The 20033-nt window shown below is 70.2% G+C and carries 21 protein-coding genes; 16 read left to right on the top strand and 5 right to left on the bottom strand.

Going from position 1 to position 20033, the window contains the following annotated elements:
• Positions 1–417 precede the first annotated feature (417 nt).
• The 4 genes from TSO221_RS09910 (at position 418) to TSO221_RS09895 (ending at position 4185) form a co-directional block, all read left to right on the top strand.
• On the top strand, positions 418–2214 hold the full coding sequence (locus tag TSO221_RS09910) for a methanol/ethanol family PQQ-dependent dehydrogenase (RefSeq protein WP_109118324.1): 1797 nt from the start codon (positions 418–420) through the stop codon (positions 2212–2214).
• Positions 2215–2300: 86 nt separating this feature from the next.
• Positions 2301–2777, top strand: coding sequence for a c-type cytochrome (locus tag TSO221_RS09905; RefSeq protein WP_109118323.1), 477 nt, complete (start codon positions 2301–2303; stop codon positions 2775–2777).
• 26 nt (positions 2778–2803) lie between these two features.
• Entirely contained in the window at positions 2804–3631 is an 828-nt protein-coding gene (locus TSO221_RS09900) for a substrate-binding domain-containing protein (protein ID WP_199229428.1), read from the top strand.
• Complete coding sequence (locus TSO221_RS09895) at positions 3628–4185, top strand: rhodanese-like domain-containing protein (protein WP_109118322.1); 558 nt, start codon at positions 3628–3630, stop codon at positions 4183–4185. The genes TSO221_RS09900 and TSO221_RS09895 overlap by 4 nt, the downstream gene beginning before the upstream one ends.
• Before the next feature lie 5 nt (positions 4186–4190).
• Here TSO221_RS09895 and TSO221_RS09890 read toward each other — a convergent pair whose 3' ends face one another.
• Positions 4191–4712 (bottom strand): DUF2380 domain-containing protein, encoded by a 522-nt coding sequence (locus TSO221_RS09890; protein WP_109118321.1) that lies wholly within the window; start codon positions 4710–4712, stop codon positions 4191–4193.
• Positions 4713–4788: 76 nt separating this feature from the next.
• The gene (locus tag TSO221_RS09885; RefSeq protein ID WP_109118320.1) at positions 4789–4983 is read right to left on the bottom strand and encodes a hypothetical protein; all 195 of its coding nucleotides are present in this window, start codon (positions 4981–4983) and stop codon (positions 4789–4791) included.
• 286 nt (positions 4984–5269) lie between these two features.
• Here TSO221_RS09885 and TSO221_RS09880 point away from each other — a divergent pair, with 286 nt between their 5' ends.
• Complete coding sequence (locus TSO221_RS09880; protein ID WP_109118319.1) at positions 5270–5464, top strand: hypothetical protein; 195 nt, start codon at positions 5270–5272, stop codon at positions 5462–5464.
• 3 nt (positions 5465–5467) lie between these two features.
• On the opposite strand, the gene TSO221_RS09875 is transcribed toward TSO221_RS09880, so the two are convergent.
• Both TSO221_RS09875 and atzF read right to left on the bottom strand, forming a co-directional pair.
• A complete protein-coding gene (locus tag TSO221_RS09875; RefSeq protein ID WP_109118318.1) occupies positions 5468–6124 on the bottom strand; it encodes a glutathione S-transferase family protein in 657 nt (218 codons plus the stop codon).
• 94 nt (positions 6125–6218) lie between these two features.
• Positions 6219–8045 (bottom strand): allophanate hydrolase, encoded by a 1827-nt coding sequence (atzF, locus tag TSO221_RS09870; protein ID WP_109118317.1) that lies wholly within the window; start codon positions 8043–8045, stop codon positions 6219–6221.
• A gap of 380 nt (positions 8046–8425) precedes the next feature.
• Between atzF and TSO221_RS09865 the strand changes: the two genes are divergently transcribed.
• The 8 genes from TSO221_RS09865 to hpxZ all read left to right on the top strand — a co-directional run bounded on the left by TSO221_RS09865 (position 8426) and on the right by hpxZ (position 15905).
• Positions 8426–10009, top strand: coding sequence for an ABC transporter substrate-binding protein (locus TSO221_RS09865; RefSeq protein ID WP_109118316.1), 1584 nt, complete (start codon positions 8426–8428; stop codon positions 10007–10009).
• 4 nt (positions 10010–10013) lie between these two features.
• Positions 10014–11036 carry an ABC transporter permease gene (locus TSO221_RS09860; protein WP_109118315.1) on the top strand — a complete coding sequence of 341 codons (1023 nt, stop codon included), beginning with the start codon at positions 10014–10016 and terminating at the stop codon, positions 11034–11036.
• Complete coding sequence (locus TSO221_RS09855; RefSeq protein ID WP_109118314.1) at positions 11033–11878, top strand: ABC transporter permease; 846 nt, start codon at positions 11033–11035, stop codon at positions 11876–11878. Before TSO221_RS09860 ends, TSO221_RS09855 begins: the two co-directional genes overlap by 4 nt.
• The gene (locus TSO221_RS09850; protein WP_109118313.1) at positions 11875–12834 is read left to right on the top strand and encodes an ABC transporter ATP-binding protein; all 960 of its coding nucleotides are present in this window, start codon (positions 11875–11877) and stop codon (positions 12832–12834) included. Before TSO221_RS09855 ends, TSO221_RS09850 begins: the two co-directional genes overlap by 4 nt.
• A complete protein-coding gene (locus TSO221_RS09845; protein WP_109118312.1) occupies positions 12834–13790 on the top strand; it encodes an ABC transporter ATP-binding protein in 957 nt (318 codons plus the stop codon). Before TSO221_RS09850 ends, TSO221_RS09845 begins: the two co-directional genes overlap by 1 nt.
• 4 nt (positions 13791–13794) lie before the next feature.
• Positions 13795–13992: a DUF4089 domain-containing protein gene (locus tag TSO221_RS09840; protein ID WP_109118311.1), complete on the top strand. Its 198-nt coding sequence runs from the start codon at positions 13795–13797 to the stop codon at positions 13990–13992.
• Positions 13989–15380, top strand: a complete 1392-nt coding sequence (locus TSO221_RS09835; RefSeq protein ID WP_109118310.1) for an AtzE family amidohydrolase — start codon at positions 13989–13991, stop codon at positions 15378–15380. Before TSO221_RS09840 ends, TSO221_RS09835 begins: the two co-directional genes overlap by 4 nt.
• 153 nt (positions 15381–15533) lie before the next feature.
• Positions 15534–15905 carry an oxalurate catabolism protein HpxZ gene (gene hpxZ / locus TSO221_RS09830; protein WP_109118309.1) on the top strand — a complete coding sequence of 124 codons (372 nt, stop codon included), beginning with the start codon at positions 15534–15536 and terminating at the stop codon, positions 15903–15905.
• Here the strand turns inward: hpxZ and TSO221_RS09825 are convergent.
• Positions 15892–16596 carry a GntR family transcriptional regulator gene (locus TSO221_RS09825; protein WP_109118308.1) on the bottom strand — a complete coding sequence of 235 codons (705 nt, stop codon included), beginning with the start codon at positions 16594–16596 and terminating at the stop codon, positions 15892–15894. The genes hpxZ and TSO221_RS09825 overlap by 14 nt on opposite strands.
• 329 nt (positions 16597–16925) lie before the next feature.
• On the opposite strand from TSO221_RS09825, the gene TSO221_RS09820 reads away from it, so the two are divergent.
• From TSO221_RS09820 to TSO221_RS09810, 3 genes are read left to right on the top strand one after another with little or no spacing between them, the layout of a single operon-like run.
• Positions 16926–18053 carry a BMP family ABC transporter substrate-binding protein gene (locus TSO221_RS09820; RefSeq protein ID WP_109118307.1) on the top strand — a complete coding sequence of 376 codons (1128 nt, stop codon included), beginning with the start codon at positions 16926–16928 and terminating at the stop codon, positions 18051–18053.
• A 7-nt stretch (positions 18054–18060) separates the two neighbouring features.
• A complete protein-coding gene (locus tag TSO221_RS09815) occupies positions 18061–19098 on the top strand; it encodes an ABC transporter permease (protein ID WP_109118306.1) in 1038 nt (345 codons plus the stop codon).
• Position 19099: 1 nt separating this feature from the next.
• On the top strand, positions 19100–20026 hold the full coding sequence (locus TSO221_RS09810) for an ABC transporter permease (RefSeq protein ID WP_109118305.1): 927 nt from the start codon (positions 19100–19102) through the stop codon (positions 20024–20026).
• The last annotated feature ends 7 nt before the right edge of the window (positions 20027–20033 follow it).

The following is a 20033-nucleotide window of genomic DNA, read 5'->3' as shown; positions in this document are numbered from 1 at the left end:
GCGGGTCCTGCGCCCGGACGTCCTCCACCCAGGCCGGGGCGCCCGCCGCGAGGGCGTAGAGGAGCACGACGGCCGCGCGCCGCCGGCAGCGTTGCGTTCCGGCCCGGGGTCTCATCGCGGCAGCCCTGCGCGGTCCTTCACGCTAATCACCTTATTGCAGTGTGCGCAAGCGAACCATTGGACGAAGGTACAATTTCTTAACGCGCACCTGGGCCGTATTATCCAAGGCGCAGTGATCCAGTGCGCTCTTCTCGTGCTTGTTTTGGCGATGAGCCTGAAAACCGGCGGGCCAATTTGTCGGAGACCTGCGACCCGCAGGTAAAAGCTGGCTCCTTCGCGTGGCGGTCATGTTCGGCGACCGGCGTGTCGCCTTTTTGAAAATTCGCGTCAATACGGGTCACCTTCCGGGAGGGAACGATGAAAATGCGCCTCAAGTCGGTTCTGTGTGCGAGCGCCGTCGGCGTGGTGGCCCTTGCGGCCGGTCAGGCGTCGGCCAATTCCGAACTGCTGAAGATGCAGAAGGACCCCAACCAGTGGGCCATGCAGCTCGGCAACTATTCGGGCCAGCGTTACAGCGAGCTGAATCAGATCAACAAGGACAACGTGAAGAACCTGAAGGTCGCGTGGTCCTTCTCCACCGGCGTGCTGCGCGGGCACGAGGGCGGGCCGCTGGTGATCGGCGACATGATGTTCGTGCACGCGCCGTTCCCGAACACGGTGTTCGCCATCGACCTCGCCAACGGCAACCGGATCGCCTGGAAGTACGAACCGAAGCAGGACGCCGGCGTCATCCCGGTGATGTGCTGCGACACCGTCAACCGCGGCCTCGCCTACGCCGACGGCATGGTGTTCCTCTCGCAGGCCGACACCACGCTGGTGGCGCTCGACGCCAAGACCGGCAAGCTGGTCTGGACCGCCAAGAACGGCGACCCGACCAAGGGCGAGACCTCGACCGCGGCGCCGCTGGTCATCAAGGACAAGGTGTACGTCGGCATCTCCGGCGGCGAGTTCGGCGTGCGCGGTCACGTCACCGCCTACGACACCAAGACCGGCAAGCAGGCTTGGCGCGGCTACTCGATGGGCCCGGACAGCGACATCCTGGTGGACCCGGAGAAGACCACGCATCTCGGCAAGCCGGTCGGCAAGGACTCCGGCACCAACACCTGGCAGGGCGATCAGTGGAAGATCGGCGGCGGTACGACGTGGGGTTGGTACACCTACGACCCTGAGTTGAATCTCATATACTACGGCAGCGGCAACCCGTCGACCTGGAACCCGGTGCAGCGCCCCGGTGACAACCGCTGGTCGATGACCATCTTCGCCCGCGACGCCGACACCGGCATGGCGAAGTGGGTCTACCAGATGACCCCGCACGACGAGTGGGACTACGACGGCATCAACGAGATGATCCTTGCGGACCTCGACGTGAAGGGCAAGCCGACCAAGGCGCTCGTCCACTTCGACCGCAACGGCTTCGGCTACACCATGGACCGCACCAACGGCGCCCTGCTGGTCGCCGAGAAGTACGATCCGGCGGTCAACTGGGCCACACACGTCGACATGGCGACTGGCCGGCCGCAGGTGGTCGACAAGTACTCGACCCACAAGCAGGGCGAGGACGTCAACACCAAGGGTGTCTGCCCGGCGGCGCTCGGCTCCAAGGACCAGCAGCCCTCGGCCTACTCGCCGAAGAGCAAGCTGTTCTACGTGCCGACCAACCACGTCTGCATGGACTACGAGCCGTTCAAGGTCGCCTACGCGGCGGGCCAGCCCTACGTCGGCGCGACGCTGAGCATGTACCCGGCGCCGGGCGGCACGCACCTCGGCAACTTCATCGCCTGGGACGCCTCCGAGGGCAAGATCAAGTGGTCGGTCCCCGAGCAGTTCTCGGTGTGGAGCGGCGCGCTGGCCACCGCCGGCGACGTGGTGTTCTACGGCACGCTGGAAGGCTACCTGAAGGCGGTCGACGCCTCGTCGGGCAAGGAGCTGTTCCGCTTCAAGACCCCGTCGGGCATCATCGGCAACGTCAACACCTACATGCATGGCGGCAAGCAGTACGTCGCGGTGCTGTCGGGCGTGGGCGGCTGGGCCGGCATCGGCATGGCGGCCGGCCTGCAGGAGGACACCGCCGGCCTCGGCGCGGTGGGTGCCTACAAGCAGCTCTCGAACTACACGCAGCTCGGCGGCGTGCTGACGGTGTTCAGCCTCGACTGAGCGACCCGGTGACCTGCCCGGCCCTCCGCACGGGGGCCGGGCATCCCCGGCAGCGTGCGTGGACGACATTTTCCAGGACCAAACACATGAGCTTTCGCATTCTGTTCAGGCACGCCGCCGTGGCGGGTTTCGCCGCGGCGGCTCTCTTCGTCGGCATGTTTCCGGCCAGCGGGCAGTCCGCTCAGCAGACCGCGTCCACGCCGCCGTCCGACAAGCCCTACACGGTCGAGGACGGCAACAAGGTCGATCCCAAGACCTACAACGGCTATCGCCGCTATCACAGCATCTGCCACACCTGCCACGGCCCGGACGGGCTCGGCAGCTCCTTCGCACCCAGCCTGGTGGACTCCCTGAAGCGGATTTCGAGCGATCAGTTCGAGGGCATCGTCGCGGGCGGGGTGCAGGGCAACAACGGCGGCAACATCCGCGTCATGCCGGCCTTCGCCAGCGATCCCAACGTCATGGACCACATCCTGGACATCTACAGCTACCTGAAGGCCCGCTCCGACGGCGCGCTTGGCCGCGGCCGGCCGGAAAGACTCGTCGCCGCCAAGACCAACTAGGCGGCAACACAAGGGGAGGGTGGTGCATGGGCGCAGCGCGGGCGGCGGGGATCGCCGCGATTCTCGGGGGGATGCTGGCGTCGCTTCCGGCGCTGGCCACCGGTCCTTCGGTGCGCGACCCCACCGCGTTGCGCGTCTGTGCCGATCCCAGCAGCCTGCCGTTCTCCAACACCGCGGGCGAGGGGTTCGAGAACAAGCTGGCGGAGATGGTGGCCGCCGAATTCGGCGTGCCGGTGCGCTACGCTTGGTACCCGCAATCGGTTGGCTTCGTGCGCAACACGCTGGGCGCGCTGCGCTGCGACGTCATCATGGGGATGACCACGGCGTCGGAGCTGGTGCAGAACACCAACCCCTACTACCGCTCGGTCTACGCGCTGGTCTACCGGCGGGATTCCGGCCTGTCGGCGCGCGCGCTGGGCGACCAGCAGCTCGACGGCAAGCGGATCGGCGTCATCGCCGGCACGCCGCCGGCGTCGCAGCTGGCGGCGCTCGGCCGCCTCGCCTCCCTGCAGCCCTACCACCTCGTCGTCGACACCCGGGCGGAATCGCCGGGCCGGCAGATGATCGACGACGTCGCCGAGGGCAAGACCGACGCCGCCGTGGCGTGGGGGCCGGTGGCCGGGTACTTCGCCAAGCGGCATGGCGACGCGCTCAAAGTCGTGCCGCTGACGGCGGAGACGGGCGGCGTCCGCCTCGACTTCCGCGTCACGCTCGGCGTGCGCAACGGCGACGACGAGTGGAAGAAGACGCTCAACACCGTCCTCGCCAAGCTGCAGCCGCGCATCGACGCGCTGCTGACCGGGTACGGGGTGCCCCTCCTCGACGAGGCGGCGGAGCTGAGCCACACGCAATGACCGGTCGAGCGCTCCTGGCCCTGCTCCTGCTGCTGGCGGGAGCCGCCGGGGCGGCGGAGCCGCTGTTCGACGCGCGCGGCTACCGCGTCCGCGAGTTCCGCGCCGATACCGGCGACCGGCCGCCGCCCGGCGTCGCGCTGATCGACACCATCGATCTCGGGAAGCTGGTCACCGCCGGCGCGGGCGCGCTGGTCGACGTTCTGCCAGTGCCGCCGCGGCCGGCGACGCTGCCGGCGGGCGCGCTGTGGCTGCCGCCGGCGCGCAACGACATCCCCGGCAGCCTGTGGCTACCCGACCTCGGCCTACCCGCCCTGTCGCCGGAGCGCGAGACGCGTTTCCGCGCGACGCTCGCCGCCTTCCTCGCCGGGCGCGCCGGACCGGTGGTGGTCTATTGCCTGGAGCGTTGCTGGCTATCGTGGAACGCGGCGCGCCGGCTGGCCGAATGGGGGGTTTCCGACGTCCGCTGGTACCCCGAGGGCACCGACGGCTGGGCCGCCGCCGGCCTGCCGACAGCCCGTGCCGAGCCGGCCGTCCGACCCGAGGAGTTTCCGTAGCCGCGTCAGCGCAGGGCCGGCGTGTCGTCGCGCAGCCAGCGCACGAAGTAGTTGGCGGCCCGCAGCCACGCCGTGTCGTTGTCGCCGCGGAAGTCGAGGATCTTGCGGATCAGCACGGCGCCGCTCTTTCCGTCGCGGATCTCCACGTGCAAGGTGAGGATCAGCGCGCTCATGCGGAACACCCAGGCGGACAGCACCCGCTCGCCGCCCAGACGCTCCGCCACCTCGACCAGACAGGCCTCGCAGGCGTGCACCTCGCGCCGCGTGCGCAGCCGTGCCAGCAGGTCGGCCGCGGCGCTGTCGTCCAGCACCCGGTAGAGGCCGTCGGCGTTGAGGCCGTCCTTCAGCGCCCGGGTCAGCAGCGCCGCACGGGCGTCCCATTCGCCCCGCCGGGACGTGTCGGACAGGTCGCCCTCCACCTCGGCGTCGAGGACGACGAGCGACGTGCGCTCGGCCGCCGCCGCCGGGACGGCGAGGGCCAGCAGCAGGGCGAACGGAACGAGACGCCGGAGCACCGGACGGAGCATGCGAGCCTCCCTGGCACGGTGTCCCAGTAGGTCATCGGGCGCGGGTGCTTGCCAATTGTGCTTAGGTCGAAACGCCTCAGGTGCGGGGCGGGCTGCAGGTCCAGCGGCGCACGTTCCATGCCGGGTGCTCGCTGGTCCACTTGGCGGCGACGAACTGCGCCTCGCGCACGCACATCAGTGTGTTCTGGTAGGGCTCCTGGTACACCGGCCATTCCTGGCGGCAATCGGACGGCGACGACAGCATGCAGACAACGAAAACAAGCTCGATCACGATGCGATCCCCGTGAGATGGAAGATGTGGGGCAATACGATGGTCGGCGGGGTTTTGATCCGCCGCCACCAAAGGCCAGAAAGAGAAATTTGGTGTTACGCCCCATGTCCAGGGGCGGAACCGGTGCTGGTGCGGCCGCAGCGGCAACGGCGGACAGCGGGCACGAAATTCTTGAAACGAGCGACTGCCGACTTGGATCGTACCTAAGTTGAATTGTAGGACATGGGGCGGGGCGCACAATGATCGTGGCGCTTGAGCGGCGTATGATTCTTGAGCGGGCGCTCATATGGACAACGAGACTTCCCTCGACACGCTTCCCGCCCACCTCAAGCCGGTGGCAGAGGCGCTTGTTGCGGAGCTCATGGCGAACCCGCTGCTTGCGGGTTTCTCGCCGCAGGCGCTGATGCAGCACGTCTGCTCGTCGAGCTTCCGCCGCACGCTGGAGCGCGAACACCTCGCGCGCCAAGCCGGCCTGCGGTGACCGTCAGTCCCGATCCGGTGCGCCGAGCGGGAAGAAGCGGCGGTAGGGCCGCGCCTCGTCCACCGCGCGGGCGAAGGATGGCCGCGCCAGCAGGCGTTGCCGGTAGGCGCGCAGGGTGCCGAACTCCTCGGCGATGGGGTGCACCCAGTCGGCATAGAACAGCGACGGCGCCGCCGCGCAGTCGGCGAGGCTGAAGGCGTCCCCGGCAGCCCAACCCTGCCCCGTCAGCGCGCCGTCCAGCCAGCGGTAGGCGGTGTCCAGCAGCGCCCGCGCTTCGGCGACGCCGTGCGGGTCGCGGTCGGAGGGGGCTCGGATGGCGTCGAAGACGATCCGCTGCATGGGCGTCATCACGTAGTTGTCGAAGACGCGGTCCATGGTGCGCACCGGCAGGGCGGCGCGCGGATCTTCCGGCATCAGACGCACCGGGCCGGGGTGGCAGAGCCCGAGATGCTCGATGATGACGCTGGATTCCACCACGGTGCGTCCGTCGTCCACCAGCACCGGCATCCGCTTCACCGGCCACAGCGTCGCGAACTCCTGTGCCGCCGGCTGGTCGGGGGCAAGCAGGCGCAGCTCGAACGGCGTGCCGTTCTCGTACAGCGCGATCAGCACCTTCTGGCAGTAGGACGAGAACGGGTGGGCATAGAGCGTCAGCGCCATGATCTCTCTCCCCTGGAAACCGATTGCATCTTGCACGCGGTTGCACGGTGGCCGACCTGCTCCCGCTTTGCAAGCGCACGGCTCCGGGGCTCTCCTACTTGGCCGGGGCTTCCCGGTCCAGGTAGGAGCGCCAGCCGCCGAAGGCCGAGATGTCGGGGGCTCCCACGGTGGCGGCGGCCTCGCACAGGAAGCCGCTGATGCGCCGCCCGTCGGCCAGTTCCACCGGGCCGATGCCGAGCGGCGCCGGGATCGACGCGACGAAGCGCCCGAACGCCTCCGGCGTCAGTTCCCAGACCTCGCCGTCGATGGCGGTGCCACCCTCGGCCATGCGCAGCAGGCCGGGGCGCGGCGGCGCGCCGGGCAGGGCGTGGAAGCGGTAGGCCGGCGTGGTCCGGCTCGGCCCGGCCAGACGGGCGCCGAGGTCGGTGAGCTGTCCGTTCAGCGGCAGGCCGGAGAGGTGTGCGCCGACCACGAACAGCTCCAGCAGCCCGGCGCCGCCGTAGGGCGTCGGCCGCGCCGCCGGATGCGGTGCGCCGGTGGCGCCGAGCGGCAGGCCGGCGGCCCGGTGCAGCGCCGCGGCGATGACGCCGACCGCCGCATCGCGGAAGGCCGGCGCCAGCAGCGTGATTCCCGCCGGCAGGCCGCCGGCCTGGAACCCGGCCGGCACGGCGATGCCGCAGAGGTCCAGCAGGTTCACGAAATTGGTGTACACGCCCAGCGTGCTGTTGGTACGGATCGGGTCGGCCTCGACCTCGGCGATGGTGTAGATGGTGCCCGATGTGGGCAGCGCCAGCACGTCGATCGTCTCCCACACGGGCGCCGCCTGGGCGCGCAACTCCTCCAGCCGGTAGGCGGCGCGGAACGCATCGACGGCGGAGAGCGCCCGGCCGCCCTCGATGATGGTGCGCGTCACCGGCAGCGTCTCCTGCGGGTGCGCGGCGATGAAGTCGCCGACCGCCGCGGTGCGCTCCGCCACCCAGGCGCCGCTGTACAGCAGATCGGCGGCGGCGGCGAACGGGGCGAAGTCGATCTCCACCCGTACCCCGCCCAGCCGCTCCAGCCGGCCGAGCGCCTCGCGGTACACCCGCTCCGCCTCGGCGTTGCCGAAGAACGGCATTTGCTCGGCGCGCGGCACGCCGAAGCGGAAGGGCGCGCGCGGCGCTGGTGGGCTTGGCGGGGCAGGGCGGCTGTAGGGATCGGCCGGGTCCGGCGCGGCCATGACCGCCAGCACGTCCAGCGAGTCCTCCACCGTCAGCGCGAACACCGACACGCAGTCGAGCGACCGGCACGCCGGCACCACGCCCGCGGTGCTGATCAGCCCCTTGGTCGGCTTCAGCCCGACGATGTTGGTGAAGCCGGCCGGCACGCGCCCCGACCCCGCCGTGTCGGTGCCCAGGGCGAAGCTGACCAGCCCCGCCGACACCGCCACCGCCGATCCGGAACTCGACCCGCCCGGGATGTAGCGCGAGTCGAACGGGTTGCGCGCCACGCCGTAGGGTGAGCGCACGCCGACCAGTCCGGTGGCGAACTGATCCAGGTTGGTCTTGCCGATCAGGATGGCGCCAGCGTCGAGCAGGCGCTGCACGCCGGTCGCCGTCCGCTCCGGGCTGTAGGCGAAGGCCGGGCAGCCGGCGGTGGTGGCCAAGCCGGCGACGTCGATGTTGTCCTTCACCGCGAACGGAATGCCATAGAGTGGCAGCGCCGCCCGTTCCGCGGCCGGCAGCGCCTCCAGCGCCTGGGCACGGGCCAGCACCTCCGCATCGGGCACGCGGCTGATCCACACCTTGTCGTCGCCCGCCGCCGCGATGCGCTCCAGCACCGCGTGCGCCACCGCGGTCGATGACAGGCTCCCCGCGCGGTAGCGCGCGAGCAGGCCGGCGATGTCGAGCGAATCGACTTGGGTGGGGGCAGAACTGGTCATGGAGCGCCTCGTTCCCTGGCGTTGCAGTGCATGCGAGATTGCATGCAAGGCATGGGCCGTTCAATCGCATTGAAAAGTCTGAGTATAGGCGCCTTCGTCGTGGGGATATCTGCCCACCGGAGAGGCGATGATGTTCAAATAATATGCAGATAGGTTGCGTGCGTTGAAAATGCGCGACTTTGCGGCGTGCTCTCCCCTCGATTGGCCGCAGTTCTGCCCAAGCGGCGCGCTTCCGCCGCAACGCCCGCCGTCGATGATAGCCTGCAACTCGTTGGAAATGCGCATTCTCTGATCGTGGCACGCGCCTTGCGAGGCGATTGTATGCACAAAGGCCACACGGACCGGCTGCGCCGTGGGTGGCACACGAGGAGGGATGGTTGATGAAACGCTTGCTTGCCGCCCTTGGCCTGGGAGCGGCCCTGGCGACGCTCCCGGCCCTGTCCCACGCGCAGGGGCGCGAGGAGACGCTGCTGGTGGTGGTCGAGTCCGGCACCAACAGCCTGGACATCCACACGGTGGGCGCCAACCCCGCCAGCTACGGCGTGGTGTGGAACACCTACGACCGCCTCGTCACCTACGGCACCAAGACGCTGCCGGACGGCACGCTGTCCTATGATTACAGTGCGATCAAGCCGGAACTGGCGGAGAGCTGGCAGATCAAGGACGACGAGATCGTCTTCAAACTGCGCAAGGACGCCACATTCCACGACGGCACTCCGGTGACGGCGAAGGACGTGAAGTGGTCGTTCGACCGCATGGTGACGGTGGGTGGCTTTCCGACCTTCCAGATGAAGGCGGGCTCGGTCGAGAAACCCGAGCAGTTCGTGGTGGTGGATGACCACACCTTCGCCGTCAAGCTGCTGCGCAAGGACAAGCTGACGTTGCCCGACCTCGGCGTGCCGGTGCCGATCGTGCTGAACTCCGAACTGGTGAAGAAGAACGCCACGCCGGAGGACCCCTGGGGCCTGGAGTTCACCAAGAAGACCGACGCCGGCGGCGGCGCCTACAAGGTGGAGTCCTGGAAGCCGGGGCAGGAGCTGGTGCTCGCCCGCTACGACGGCTGGAAGTCCGGCCCGCTGCCCAAGCTGAAGAAGATCGTCATGCGCGAGGTGCCGTCGGCCGGCAACCGCCGGGCGCTGGTGGAGCGCGGCGACGCCGACGTTTCCTTCGACCTGCCGCCCAAGGACGCGCAGGAACTGGCGAAGGCCGGCAAGGTCAAGGTGGTCGGTGTGCCCATCGAGAACTCGCTGTGGGCGGTCGGCCTCAACGTCACGCAGAAGCCCTTCGACAACGTGAAGGTCCGCCGCGCGGTGGCCTACGCCGTGCCTTACCAGAAGATCATGGACGCGGTGGTCTACGGCCGCGGCATCCCGATGTTCGGCGGCAAGGGGGTGAGCAGCGCCGCGTGGCCGCAGCCCTCGCCCTACGGCACCGACGTCGAGAAAGCCAAGGCGTTGCTGGCCGAAGCCGGCTTCCCCAACGGCTTCGAGACGACCATCAGCATCAACCAGGGCGTCGCCACCCTGTCCGAGCCGATGGCCACGCTGATCCAGGAATCGCTGGGGCAGATCGGCATCAAGGCCACCATCAACAAGATTCCCGGGGCCAACTGGCGGGCGGCGATCCTGAAGAAGGACCTGCCCTTCATGATCGACACCTTCTCGGGCTGGCTGAACTATCCCGACTATTACTTCTTCTGGGGCTATCACGGGCAGAACGCGGTGTTCAACATCATGAGCTACCAGAACCCGGCGATGGACGCGCTGATCGACGCCGCCCGCTTCGAGACCGACACGGCCAAGTACGAGGAACTGGTGAAGGGCTTCGTGCGGATCGCTTGGGACGACGTCCCGCGCATCCCGATCTTCCAGTACTATCTGGACGCCGCCATGCAGAAGACCGTCCATGGCTACACCTACTGGTTCCACCGCGCCATCGACTTCCGCCCGATGAGCAAGGGGTGAGCCCATGCCGCGCACGCTGCGCCTGATCCTCCGCCGCCTGCTCAGCGCGCTGCCCAGCGTGGCGGCGGTGGTGGTGGTGACCTTCGTGCTGACCCGGGCGCTGCCCGGCGACCCGGCGGCCTACTTCGCCGGCCCCGCCGCCACGCCGCAGGCGGTGGAGGAGGTGCGCAAGCGCCTCGGCCTCGACCGCTCGCTGCCGGAGCAGTTCCTGTCGTATCTGGGCGAGCTGGCGCGGGGCGAGATGGGCACGTCGCTGACCACCGGGCAGCCGGTGCGCGACGACATCCTGGCGCGCCTGCCGGCCTCGCTGGAACTGACGCTGGCCGGGCTGCTGCTGGCGGTCACCGTCGCCATCCCGCTGGGGGTGGCGGCGGCGACGCGGCCGGGGTCGTGGATCGATCATTCAGCCCGCGTCGTCAGCACCGCGGGCGTGTCGCTGCCGGTGTTCTTCACCGGGCTGCTGCTGGTCTACGTCTTCTACTATCTGCTGGGCTGGGCGCCGGCGCCAATGGGGCGGCTGGACCTGTTCGCCACCACGCCGCCGACGGTCACCGGCTTCCTACTCATCGACTCCCTGCTGGCGGGGGAGGGGGCGACCTTCCGCGCCGCGGCGGCGCAGTTGGCGTTGCCGGCGCTGACGCTCGGCCTGTTCTCGGTGGCGCCGCTGGCGCGCATGACGCGGGCCTCCATGCTGGGCGTGCTGTCGTCGGACTTCGTGCGCACGGCGCGGGCGAGCGGCCTGTCGCGCTCCACCGTGCTGGTCACCTACGCGCTGCGCAACGCGCTGCTGCCGGTGGTGACGACGCTGGGCATGGTGTTCTCCTTCCTGCTCGGCGCCAACGTGCTGGTGGAAAAGGTGTTCTCCTGGCCCGGCATCGGCTCCTACGCCATCGAGGCGCTGGTGGCGTCGGACTACGCGCCGGTGCAGGGCTTCATCCTGACCATGGCGGTGATGTACGTCGGGCTGAACCTGCTGGTCGACGTGCTGTACGGAATCATCGATCCCCGCGTGAGGATCGAGGCATGACGGCGACGCTGCGTCACATCCGCTACGTGCTGGCCGAGAATCCGGTGACCGGGGTGGCCTTCGGCGGCTTCCTGCTGATCCTGCTGCTGGCGCTGGCTGGGCCGGCGCTGGCGCCCTACGACCCGCTGGCCAGCGACACCGCGGCGGCGCTGCAGCCGCCGTCGTGGGCGCACTGGTTCGGCACCGACCACCTGGGGCGCGACATCCTCTCGCGGGTCATGGTGGCGACCCGGCTGGACGTGCAGATCTCGCTGGCCGCGGTGGCGCTGTCCTTCGCCTTCGGCAGCGTCGCGGGGGTGTGCGCCGGCTGGTTCGGCGGCACGGTGGAGCGCGTCCTCTCCCGCCTCGTCGACACCATCATGGCGTTCCCGCTGTTCGTGCTGGCCATGGGCGTGGTGGCGGCGCTGGGCAACACGGTGGGCAACATCGTAGTCGCCACCGCGATCATCAACTTCCCCTTCTACGTCCGCATGGCGCGGGCCGAGACCAACGCCCGGCGCGAGGCGGGCTTCATCGAGGCGGCGCGGCTGGGCGGCAACGGCGACGCCCGCATCCTGGGCTTCCACCTGTTCCCCAACATCCTGCCACCGATGATGGTGCAGGTGTCGCTGAACATGGGCTACGCGATCCTCAACGCCGCCGGCCTGTCCTTCATCGGCCTGGGCGTGCGCCCACCGACGCCGGAATGGGGCATCATGGTCGCCGAGGGCGCCAGCTACATCGTGTCGGGCGAGTGGTGGGTGGCGCTGTTCCCCGGCACGGTGCTGATGCTGGCGGTCTTCTGCTTCAACCTGCTGGGCGACGGTCTGCGCGACATCATCGATCCGCGGAGGCGGACATGACCCTTCTCAGCGTCGAAAACCTGTCGCTGGCCTTCCGCACCCGTGCCGGCACGGTGCGCGCCCTGGAGGGCGTCACCCTGGACCTCGCCAAGGGCGAGACGCTGGGCATCGTCGGCGAGTCCGGCTCCGGCAAGTCGGTGCTGTCCTTCGCCATCATGGGCATTTCCGACCCGGCGGCCCGGATCGCCGGCGGTGCCGTCCGCTTCGAGGGGCTGGATCTGCTGACCGCCCCCGCCCGCGACCTCGACGCGTTGCGCGGCGCCGAGATGGCGATGATCTTCCAGAACCCGCGCGTCGCGCTCAACCCGATCCGCCCGGTGGGCAAGCAGATCGAGGACGTGCTGCTCCGCCACGCCGGCCTGACCCGTGCGGAGGCGCGCGTGAAGGCCGTCGAGATGCTGGCCAGGGTCCGCATCCCCGACCCGGAGCGGCGCGCGAAGGCCTACCCGTTCGAGATGTCCGGCGGCATGTGCCAGCGGGTGATGATCGCGCTGGCGCTGGCCTGCGCGCCCAAGCTGCTGATCGCCGACGAGCCGACCACCGGCCTCGACGTCACCACCCAGGCGGCGATCATGGACCTGGTCGGCGACCTGGCGCGCGAGAGCCGCATGGCGGTGATCCTGATCACCCACGACCTCGGCCTCGCCGCCGAGCGCTGCGACCGTATCGCCGTCATGCACGCCGGCCACGTGGTCGAGGTGGCGCCGACGGCCGACCTGTTCACCGCCCCGCGCCACCCCTACACCCGCCGCCTGATCGCCACCACGCCGCGCCCCGGCGTGGCGCTGGCCGACCTGGAGCCGATCCCCGGCTCGCTGCCCGACCTGCGCGGCGACCTGCCGCCCTGCCGCTACGCCGCCCGCTGCGAGCGGGTGGACGCCGCCTGCGGCGCCGGCCCGCTGCCGCGGCTGGCGGTGCGGCCCAACCACCTCGTTGCCTGTGCGAGGCCGCTGTGATGAGACCGTTGCTCGACGTGCTCGACCTGTCGCGCCGCTTCCCGGTGGGCAAGCAGACGCTGCACGCGGTGGACCGCGTCAGCTTCTCCATTGCGCCCGGCGAGGCGGTCGGCCTCGTCGGTGAGTCCGGCTGCGGGAAGTCGACGCTGGTCCGCATGCTGACGCGGGTGCTTGACCCCAGCGACGGCTCCATCCGTTTCGAGGAGCGGGAGATCGGCTACGTCCCCGCCGCGCGCTTCACCGGTACGTCGGACCGGGCGCTGGTGCAGATGGTGTTCCAGGACCCGACCGACAGCCTCAACCCGCGCTTCACCGCCTTCGACCTGATCGCCGACCCGCTGCGCCGCCTGAAGGGGCCGTGGACCAGAGCCACGCTGACGGCGCGGGTGGAGGAACTGGCCCGCATGGTCGGCCTGCCGGTCGAGCTGCTGGGCCGCTTCCCGCACCAGCTCTCGGGCGGGCAGAAGGCGCGCGTCGGCATCGCCCGCGCGCTGGGGCCGGAGCCCAAGCTGCTGATCCTCGACGAGCCAACCGCGGCGCTCGACGTGTCGGTGCAGGCGGTGGTGCTGCGGCTGCTCGACGACCTGCGCCGGCAGCTCGGCGTCAGCTACCTGTTCGTGTCGCACGACCTCAACGTGGTGCGGCTGCTGTGCGACCGGGTGCTGGTCATGTACCTGGGCCGCATCGTCGAGAGCGGGCCGGCCGACGCCGTCTTTGACCGCCCGGCGCACCCCTACACCCGCGCCCTGCTCGCCGCCATCCCGTCGCTCGGCGAGGACAAGGGGGAGCGCCTGCGCCTGACCGGCGAGCCGCGCAGTCCCATCGACCCGTCGCCCACCGTCTGCCGCTTCCACGGCCGCTGCCCGATGGGCGAGCCGCGCTGCGCCGAAGCCATGCCCGCCCTGCGCCCCGTCGGCGACGGCCACGAGGCCGCCTGCCACTTCGCCGGAGACTGACCCGATGACGGCCTTCGATCCCGACAAGCACATCGACGCGCTGGCCCCGGCGCTGGGCCTGGAGATCCGCCCGGAGTGGCGGGCCGGCGTCGCCGGCTTCCTGACGGTGGCCGCCGCGATGGCAGACTTGGTCGAGGCGGCGGTGGACGATTCCATGGCCGAGGGCGCGGCCGTCTACCGCCCGGGCGAGGTGACCAAGTGAGCGCCCTGCCGGACACCGCCGCCGCCATCGCCCGTGCCGTTGCGGCGGGCGAGGTCTCGGCCCGCGAGGTGGCGCAGGCGGCGCTGGAGCGCATCGCCGCGCACGACGGCCGCGTCGGCGCCTTCACCGACGTGACGGCGGAGCGCGCGCTCGCCGAGGCCGACGCGGTGGACCGCGCCCGCGCGTCCGGTCGGCCGTTCGGCCCGCTGGCAGGCGTCCCCTACGCGGTGAAGAACCTGTTCGACATCGCCGGCCTGCCGACGCTGGCCGGATCGAAGATCAACCGTGATAACCCGCCCGCCGCGGCCGACGCCGCGCTGGTGGCGCGCCTGGGCCGCGCCGGCGCGCTGCTGCTCGGCGGGCTGAACATGGGCGAGTACGCCTACGATTTCACCGGCGAGAACGCGCACCATGGCCCGTCGCGCAACCCGCACGACCTGGAGCGCATGTCCGGTGGCTCGTCCGGCGGTTCCGGCGCCGCGGTGGCGGCTGGGTTCGTGCCGGTGGCGCTGGGCTCCGACACCAATGGCTCGATCCGCGTGCCGTCGGCGCTGTGCGGCGTCTTCGGGCTGAAGCCCACCTACGGGCGCCTGCCGCGTACCGGAAGCTTCCCGTTCTGTGACAGCCTCGACCATCTCGGTCCCTTCGCCCGCTCGGCGGAGGATCTGGCGCTGTGCTACGACGCGCTGCAAGGCACCGACCCGCACGACCCGGCGTGCGCCGCTCGCCCGGTCGAGTCGACGGTGCCGGAACTGGCAAAGGGATTGGACGGCCTGCGCGTCGCCGTGGCCGGCGGCTATTTCCGCACCGGCGCCCAGCCGGAGGCGCTCGCCGCCGTGGACCGCGTGGCCGAAGCGCTCGGCGCCGGCCGCGAGGCCGACCTGCCCGAAGCGCAGCGCGCCCGCGCTGCCGCCTTCCTGATCACCAACGCGGAGAGCAGCGCCTTCCACCTCGATCGGCTGCGCTGCCGGGCGGCGGATTTTGATCCGGATACCCGCGACCGCTTCCTGGCCGGCGCGCTGCTGCCCGCCGCCTGGGTGGTGAAGGCGCAGCGCTTCCGCCGCGGGTACCACGACCGCGTGCTGGAGTTGTTCCGCGAGGTCGACCTGATCCTTGCTCCAAGCACGCCGTGTCCGGCGCCGCGCATCGGGCAGAAGACGATGACGCTCGGCGGCGCGGAGGTGGCGGTGCGGCCGAACCTCGGGATCTACACGCAGCCCATTTCCTTCATCGGGTTACCGGTGGCGGCGGTGCCGGTGTGGGGGCTGGGGCCGCTGCCGCTCGGCGTGCAGGTCATCGCCGCACCTTGGCGCGAGGACCTGTGCCTGCGCGTCGCCGCGGCGCTGGAGGCGATGGGCGTGGCGCACGCGCCGGTGGCGCGGCTGTGATGGAGCCGGATGTCTTTGGTCGTCATCCCCGCGCAGGCGGGGATCCATACGTTCCGCAGCCGCTCGCTTTGGGAATTATGGATCCCCGCCTGCGCGGGGATGACGGGAAGGTGCTTGTTCATGGGGGGAAAGGGCTTTTGGGGAGGCAAACGCATGCAGATCAACGACCCCGAAACCCTCGCCGAGGTGGCGGCGCTGTTCCGCTGCTACGAAGCGGCGCTGGTCGGCAACGACCTCGCCACGCTGGACGCGCTGTTCTGGGACAGCCCGCTGGTGCTGCGCTACGGCGCCGGGGAGAACCTCTACGGCATCGAGGCGATCCGCGCCTTCCGCGCGGCGCGGCCGGCGGGGGACCTCGCGCGTGACCTGTCGAACACCGTCATCACCACTTTCGGCCGCGACCTCGCCACCGCCAACACCGAGTTCCGCCGCCACGGCTCCGGCACGCTCGGCCGGCAGAGCCAGACCTGGGCGCGCTTGCCTGAGGGCTGGCGCATCGTCGCCGCGCACGTCAGCCTTCTGTGAGCGCCGACGGCAGCGGGTGGGTGCTGGCGATGAACTCGGCCGAGGCGGCGCGGACGATCTGCACGTGCGCGCGGATGGCGCGCGCCGCCGCGTCGCCGTCGCCGCAGAGGATGGCACGCACCACCTGGTCGTGCTCCTCCCAGCTCTTGGCGAGGCGGCCCAGCACGTGGAACTGCGCGCGGCGGAAGGCGGCGACGCGCCGGCGGGCGGCCAGCACCGTCTCCTCCAGCGCGGTGTTGTGCGCGCCGCGGTACAGCGACGCGTGGAAACGCGAGTTCACCGCCTCGTAGCGCTCGCGGTCGCCGGAGCGCACCAGCGCCGCCGAATCCATGTGCAGCGTCTCCAGCGCGCGCCGCTCGGCCGGCGTCATCCGCTGCGCGGCGAGGCGGGCGCAGACGCCCTCCAGCTCGGCCATCACCTCGAACAGCTCGTACAGCCGGTCCTCGCCGATGGTGGCGACGATGGCGCCGCGGTTCGGCCGGTTCTCCACCAGCCCGGAGGCCGCCAGCAGCCGCAGCGCCTCGCGCACCGGCGTGCGCGACACGCGGAAGCGGGACGCCAGCTCGACCTCCTCCAGCCGCACGCCGGGCGGCAGCCGCCCCTCGACGATGTCGTCGGCGATGCCCTGGACGAGACGCTCCACCAGCGTCCCCCGCGCCGGGCTCACGGTCTGTCGCTTCGCCGCCCTCATGGGTGTCCTCCGGTCGTGACGCACGCAGAGATGCATGCACCGTTCCAACACCGGAGATACGCCCTGGAAGGCGCAATTTTCAATGGTTTCGTGCTTGCGCCGATCTGGCGGCACAAGCACGTGGGGGCGACGTGTGTGCAGAATTGCATACACTTTCATCTGTGCCGCCGTATCGGGCTATTATTTGTGCAGATGCCGTTTGAGATCTTCCGCCGAGAGAGGGTTTTTTCCGTTAAAGTGCAATCGGTTAGCTCATTCCATACAATGTGGCACACGGCTTGCTCGAACCTTCGAAAATCCTGGGCACACTCCGTCGAAGGGGATGAGACATGGTCGATCGTCTGCGCCTTTCCCGCCGTTCCGTCCTGAAGACCGTGACCGCCGCCGGCGGGTTGAGCGCGCTGGGCGCCGGCCTGCCGTGGACGCCGGCCCTGGCGAAGGACCTGGTGATCGGCTTCGTCTACGTCGGGCCGCGCGACGACTTCGGCTACAACCAGGCGCACGCCGAGGGCGCGGCGGCGGTCAAGCTGATGCCCGGCGTCAAGGTCCTGGAAGAGGAGAAGGTGCCGGAGACGGTCGACGTCGAGAAGACCATGGAGAGCATGATCAACCTCGACGGTGCCTCGCTGCTGTTCCCGACCTCGTTCGGCTATTTCGACCCGCACGTGCTGAAGGAGGCGAAGAAGCACAAGGGCCTCGCCTTCCTGCACTGCGGCGGGCTGTGGACCAAGGGCAAGCACCCGGACAACGTCGGCAGCTACTTCGGCTACATCGACGAGGCGCAGTACCTCTCGGGCATCGTCGCCGGCTACGCCAGCAAGACGAAGAAGCTGGGCTTCGTCGCCGCCAAGCCGATCCCGCAGGTGCTGCGCAACATCAACTCCTTCACGCTGGGCGCGCGGTCGGTCGATCCGTCGATCACCACGGCGGTGATCTTCACCGGCGACTGGTCGATGCCGGTGAAGGAGGCGGAGGCGACCAACAGCCTGATCGCCCAGGGCGTGGACGTCGTCACCTGCCATGTGGACAGCCCCAAGGTGATTGTCGAGACCGCCGAGAAGCGCGGCATCTACGTCACCGGCTACCACGCCAACCAGGCCAAACTGGCGCCCAACGGCTACCTGACCGGGGCGGAGTGGAACTGGGCCAAGGTCTATACGGATTACGTCAAGATGGTGCAGGGCGGCATCAAGCCGCCGAACCTCGTGCGCGGCGGCCTGAAGGAGGGCATCGTCAAGACCTCGCCCTACGGCGCCGCGGTGTCCGACAAGGCGCGCAACCACGCCGACGACGTGAAGGGCCAGTTCATGGCCGGCAGCTTCGTGGTCTACAAGGGCCCGCTGAAGGACAACAAGGGCAACATCGTCATCGCCGCCGGCACCGAGCACGGGCAGACCGACATCGCGCTGGAGTCGATGAACTGGCTGGTCGAGGGCGTCGTCGGCAGCATCGCGTGATGCCGCCATGACCGCGATCCTCGTCCCCGTCGCCGCGCTGGCGGCGTCGCTGGCGCTGTTCGGCGCCTTCGTGGCGCTGATCGGCGTCAGCCCACTCGACGTCTACCAGCTGATGTACACCGGCGCTTTCGGTTCCTGGTTCTCCTGGCAGAACACGCTGACGCGCGCCGCCCCGCTGATCCTCACCGCGCTGTGCACGGCGCTGCCGGCGCAACTCGGCCTCGTCGTCATCGGCGGGGAGGGGGCGCTGGTGCTCGGCGCGCTCGCCGCGGCGGCGACCGGGCTGGCGCTGGAGGGGGCGCCGGCGCCGGTCGTGGTGCCGGCGATGGGGCTGGCGGCCATGGCGGCGGGGGCGCTGCTGATCGGCGGTGCCGGGGCGCTGCGGCACGGGCGCGGGGTGAACGAGACGATCTCCAGCCTGCTGCTCTCCTACATCGCCATCGCCGTGCTGAACCACATGGTCGAGGGGCCGCTGAAGGACCCGGCCAGCCTCAACAAGCCGTCCACGGCGCCGCTGGCCGATGACTACACCATCGGCACGCTGCCCGGCATGGACGTGCACTGGGGGCTGGTGGTCGGCGTGGTCTGCGCGCTGGCCGCCTGGGTGCTGATGCGGCGGACGACCTTCGGCTTCGCGGCGCGCATGGTCGGCGGCAACCCGCGGGCGGCGCGCATGGCCGGGCTTCCCGTCGGGCGGCTGCTGATCGTCACCACGGCGCTGGCCGGCGCCATGGCCGGGCTGGCGGGGATGGTCGAGGTGGCGGCGGTGCACGGGCGGGCCAACGCCTCGCTGGTCGCGGGCTACGGCTCCACCGGGATCCTCGTCGCCTTCCTGGCGCGGCAGAACCCGCTGGCGGTCATCCCGGTCGCCATCCTGTTCGGCGGCATCGGCGCCAGCGGCGGGCTGCTGCAGCGCCGCCTCGGCCTGCCGGATGCCAGCGTGCTGGTGCTGCAGGGAATTATCTTCGTGACGCTGCTGGCCAGCGAGGGGCTGCACGGCCGCGTGCGGCTGCCGCGCCTTGCCAAGCAGCCGCAGGAGGCGTGATATGGACGAAACCTCGCCCGGCTGGTGGGGCGTGCCGCTGGCGGTGCTGGCCGGGGCCATCCGCGTCTCCACGCCCTTCCTGTTCGTCAGCCTCGGCGAGTGCCTGACCGAGAAGAGTGGGCGCATCAACCTCGGCCTGGAAGGCACGCTGGTGATGGGGGCGATGAGCGGCTACGCCGTCGCCTACGGCACCGGCAGCCCGTGGCTCGGCGTGCTGGTCGCCGGGCTGGCGGGAACGGGTTTCGGCATCCTGCACGCCGCCGTCTGCTCGCTGGAGCGGGTCAACGACATCGCCGTGGGCATCGCGCTGATGCTGCTGGGCACCGGCCTCGCCTTCTTCCTCGGCAAGCCGTACATCCAGCCGCAGGCACCCCAGCTGCCCTCCATCGACTTCGGCTGGTGGAGCACGTCGCAGCAGGTGCGCTCCGCCCTCCAGGTCAACGCGCTGTTCCTGATCGGCGCGGTGCTGGCGCCGCTGCTGGTCTGGGGCTTGCGCAACACCCGCTGGGGCATGGTGCTGCGCATCGTCGGCGAGAGCGCCGAGGCGGCGCGCGCCATGGGCTACCCGGTCAACCGCGTGCGCCTTTTCGCCACCGCGGCGGGCGGCTTCCTGGCGGGGGTCGGCGGCTCCTTCCTGTCGCTGCACTACCCCGGCAGCTGGAACGAGCGGCTGTCCAGCGGCCAGGGCATCACCGCGGTGGCGCTGGTCATCTTCGCGCGCTGGGACCCGGTGCTGTGCTTCTGGGCCTCGCTGCTGTTCGGGGGCGCGGGGGCGCTGGGGCCGGCCTTGCAGGCGGTCGGCGTGACGCAGGGCTACTACCTGTTCAACGCGGCGCCCTACGTGCTGACGCTCGCCATCATGATCGCCACCTCGTCCGCGCGCCACCGGCTGGCCGGCGCCCCGGCCGAGCTGTCCGTTACCCGCTAGGAGCAAC

Origin of the sequence: Azospirillum sp. TSO22-1 (assembly GCF_003116015.1) — a bacterium.
Taxonomy (GTDB): domain Bacteria; phylum Pseudomonadota; class Alphaproteobacteria; order Azospirillales; family Azospirillaceae; genus Azospirillum.
This window is presented reverse-complemented; position numbering and strand designations above follow the sequence as displayed.

What these genes read in the sequence shown, in the direction of transcription:
- TSO221_RS09880 (WP_109118319.1), top strand. Translation starts at nt 5,270, where the DNA reads ATGGACAACGAGACTTCCCTCGACACGCTTCCCGCCCACCTCAAGCCG.
- TSO221_RS09840 (WP_109118311.1), top strand. Translation starts at nt 13,795, where the DNA reads ATGACGGCCTTCGATCCCGACAAGCACATCGACGCGCTGGCCCCGGCG.
- TSO221_RS09855 (WP_109118314.1), top strand. Translation starts at nt 11,033, where the DNA reads ATGACGGCGACGCTGCGTCACATCCGCTACGTGCTGGCCGAGAATCCG.
- TSO221_RS09810 (WP_109118305.1), top strand. Translation starts at nt 19,100, where the DNA reads ATGGACGAAACCTCGCCCGGCTGGTGGGGCGTGCCGCTGGCGGTGCTG.
- TSO221_RS09900 (WP_199229428.1), top strand. Translation starts at nt 2,804, where the DNA reads ATGGGCGCAGCGCGGGCGGCGGGGATCGCCGCGATTCTCGGGGGGATG.
- atzF (WP_109118317.1), bottom strand. Translation starts at nt 8,045, where the DNA reads ATGACCAGTTCTGCCCCCACCCAAGTCGATTCGCTCGACATCGCCGGC.
- TSO221_RS09815 (WP_109118306.1), top strand. Translation starts at nt 18,061, where the DNA reads ATGACCGCGATCCTCGTCCCCGTCGCCGCGCTGGCGGCGTCGCTGGCG.
- TSO221_RS09825 (WP_109118308.1), bottom strand. Translation starts at nt 16,596, where the DNA reads ATGAGGGCGGCGAAGCGACAGACCGTGAGCCCGGCGCGGGGGACGCTG.
- TSO221_RS09820 (WP_109118307.1), top strand. Translation starts at nt 16,926, where the DNA reads ATGGTCGATCGTCTGCGCCTTTCCCGCCGTTCCGTCCTGAAGACCGTG.
- TSO221_RS09850 (WP_109118313.1), top strand. Translation starts at nt 11,875, where the DNA reads ATGACCCTTCTCAGCGTCGAAAACCTGTCGCTGGCCTTCCGCACCCGT.
- TSO221_RS09875 (WP_109118318.1), bottom strand. Translation starts at nt 6,124, where the DNA reads ATGGCGCTGACGCTCTATGCCCACCCGTTCTCGTCCTACTGCCAGAAG.
- hpxZ (WP_109118309.1), top strand. Translation starts at nt 15,534, where the DNA reads ATGCAGATCAACGACCCCGAAACCCTCGCCGAGGTGGCGGCGCTGTTC.
- TSO221_RS09865 (WP_109118316.1), top strand. Translation starts at nt 8,426, where the DNA reads ATGAAACGCTTGCTTGCCGCCCTTGGCCTGGGAGCGGCCCTGGCGACG.
- TSO221_RS09910 (WP_109118324.1), top strand. Translation starts at nt 418, where the DNA reads ATGAAAATGCGCCTCAAGTCGGTTCTGTGTGCGAGCGCCGTCGGCGTG.
- TSO221_RS09895 (WP_109118322.1), top strand. Translation starts at nt 3,628, where the DNA reads ATGACCGGTCGAGCGCTCCTGGCCCTGCTCCTGCTGCTGGCGGGAGCC.
- TSO221_RS09845 (WP_109118312.1), top strand. Translation starts at nt 12,834, where the DNA reads ATGAGACCGTTGCTCGACGTGCTCGACCTGTCGCGCCGCTTCCCGGTG.
- TSO221_RS09905 (WP_109118323.1), top strand. Translation starts at nt 2,301, where the DNA reads ATGAGCTTTCGCATTCTGTTCAGGCACGCCGCCGTGGCGGGTTTCGCC.
- TSO221_RS09860 (WP_109118315.1), top strand. Translation starts at nt 10,014, where the DNA reads ATGCCGCGCACGCTGCGCCTGATCCTCCGCCGCCTGCTCAGCGCGCTG.
- TSO221_RS09890 (WP_109118321.1), bottom strand. Translation starts at nt 4,712, where the DNA reads ATGCTCCGTCCGGTGCTCCGGCGTCTCGTTCCGTTCGCCCTGCTGCTG.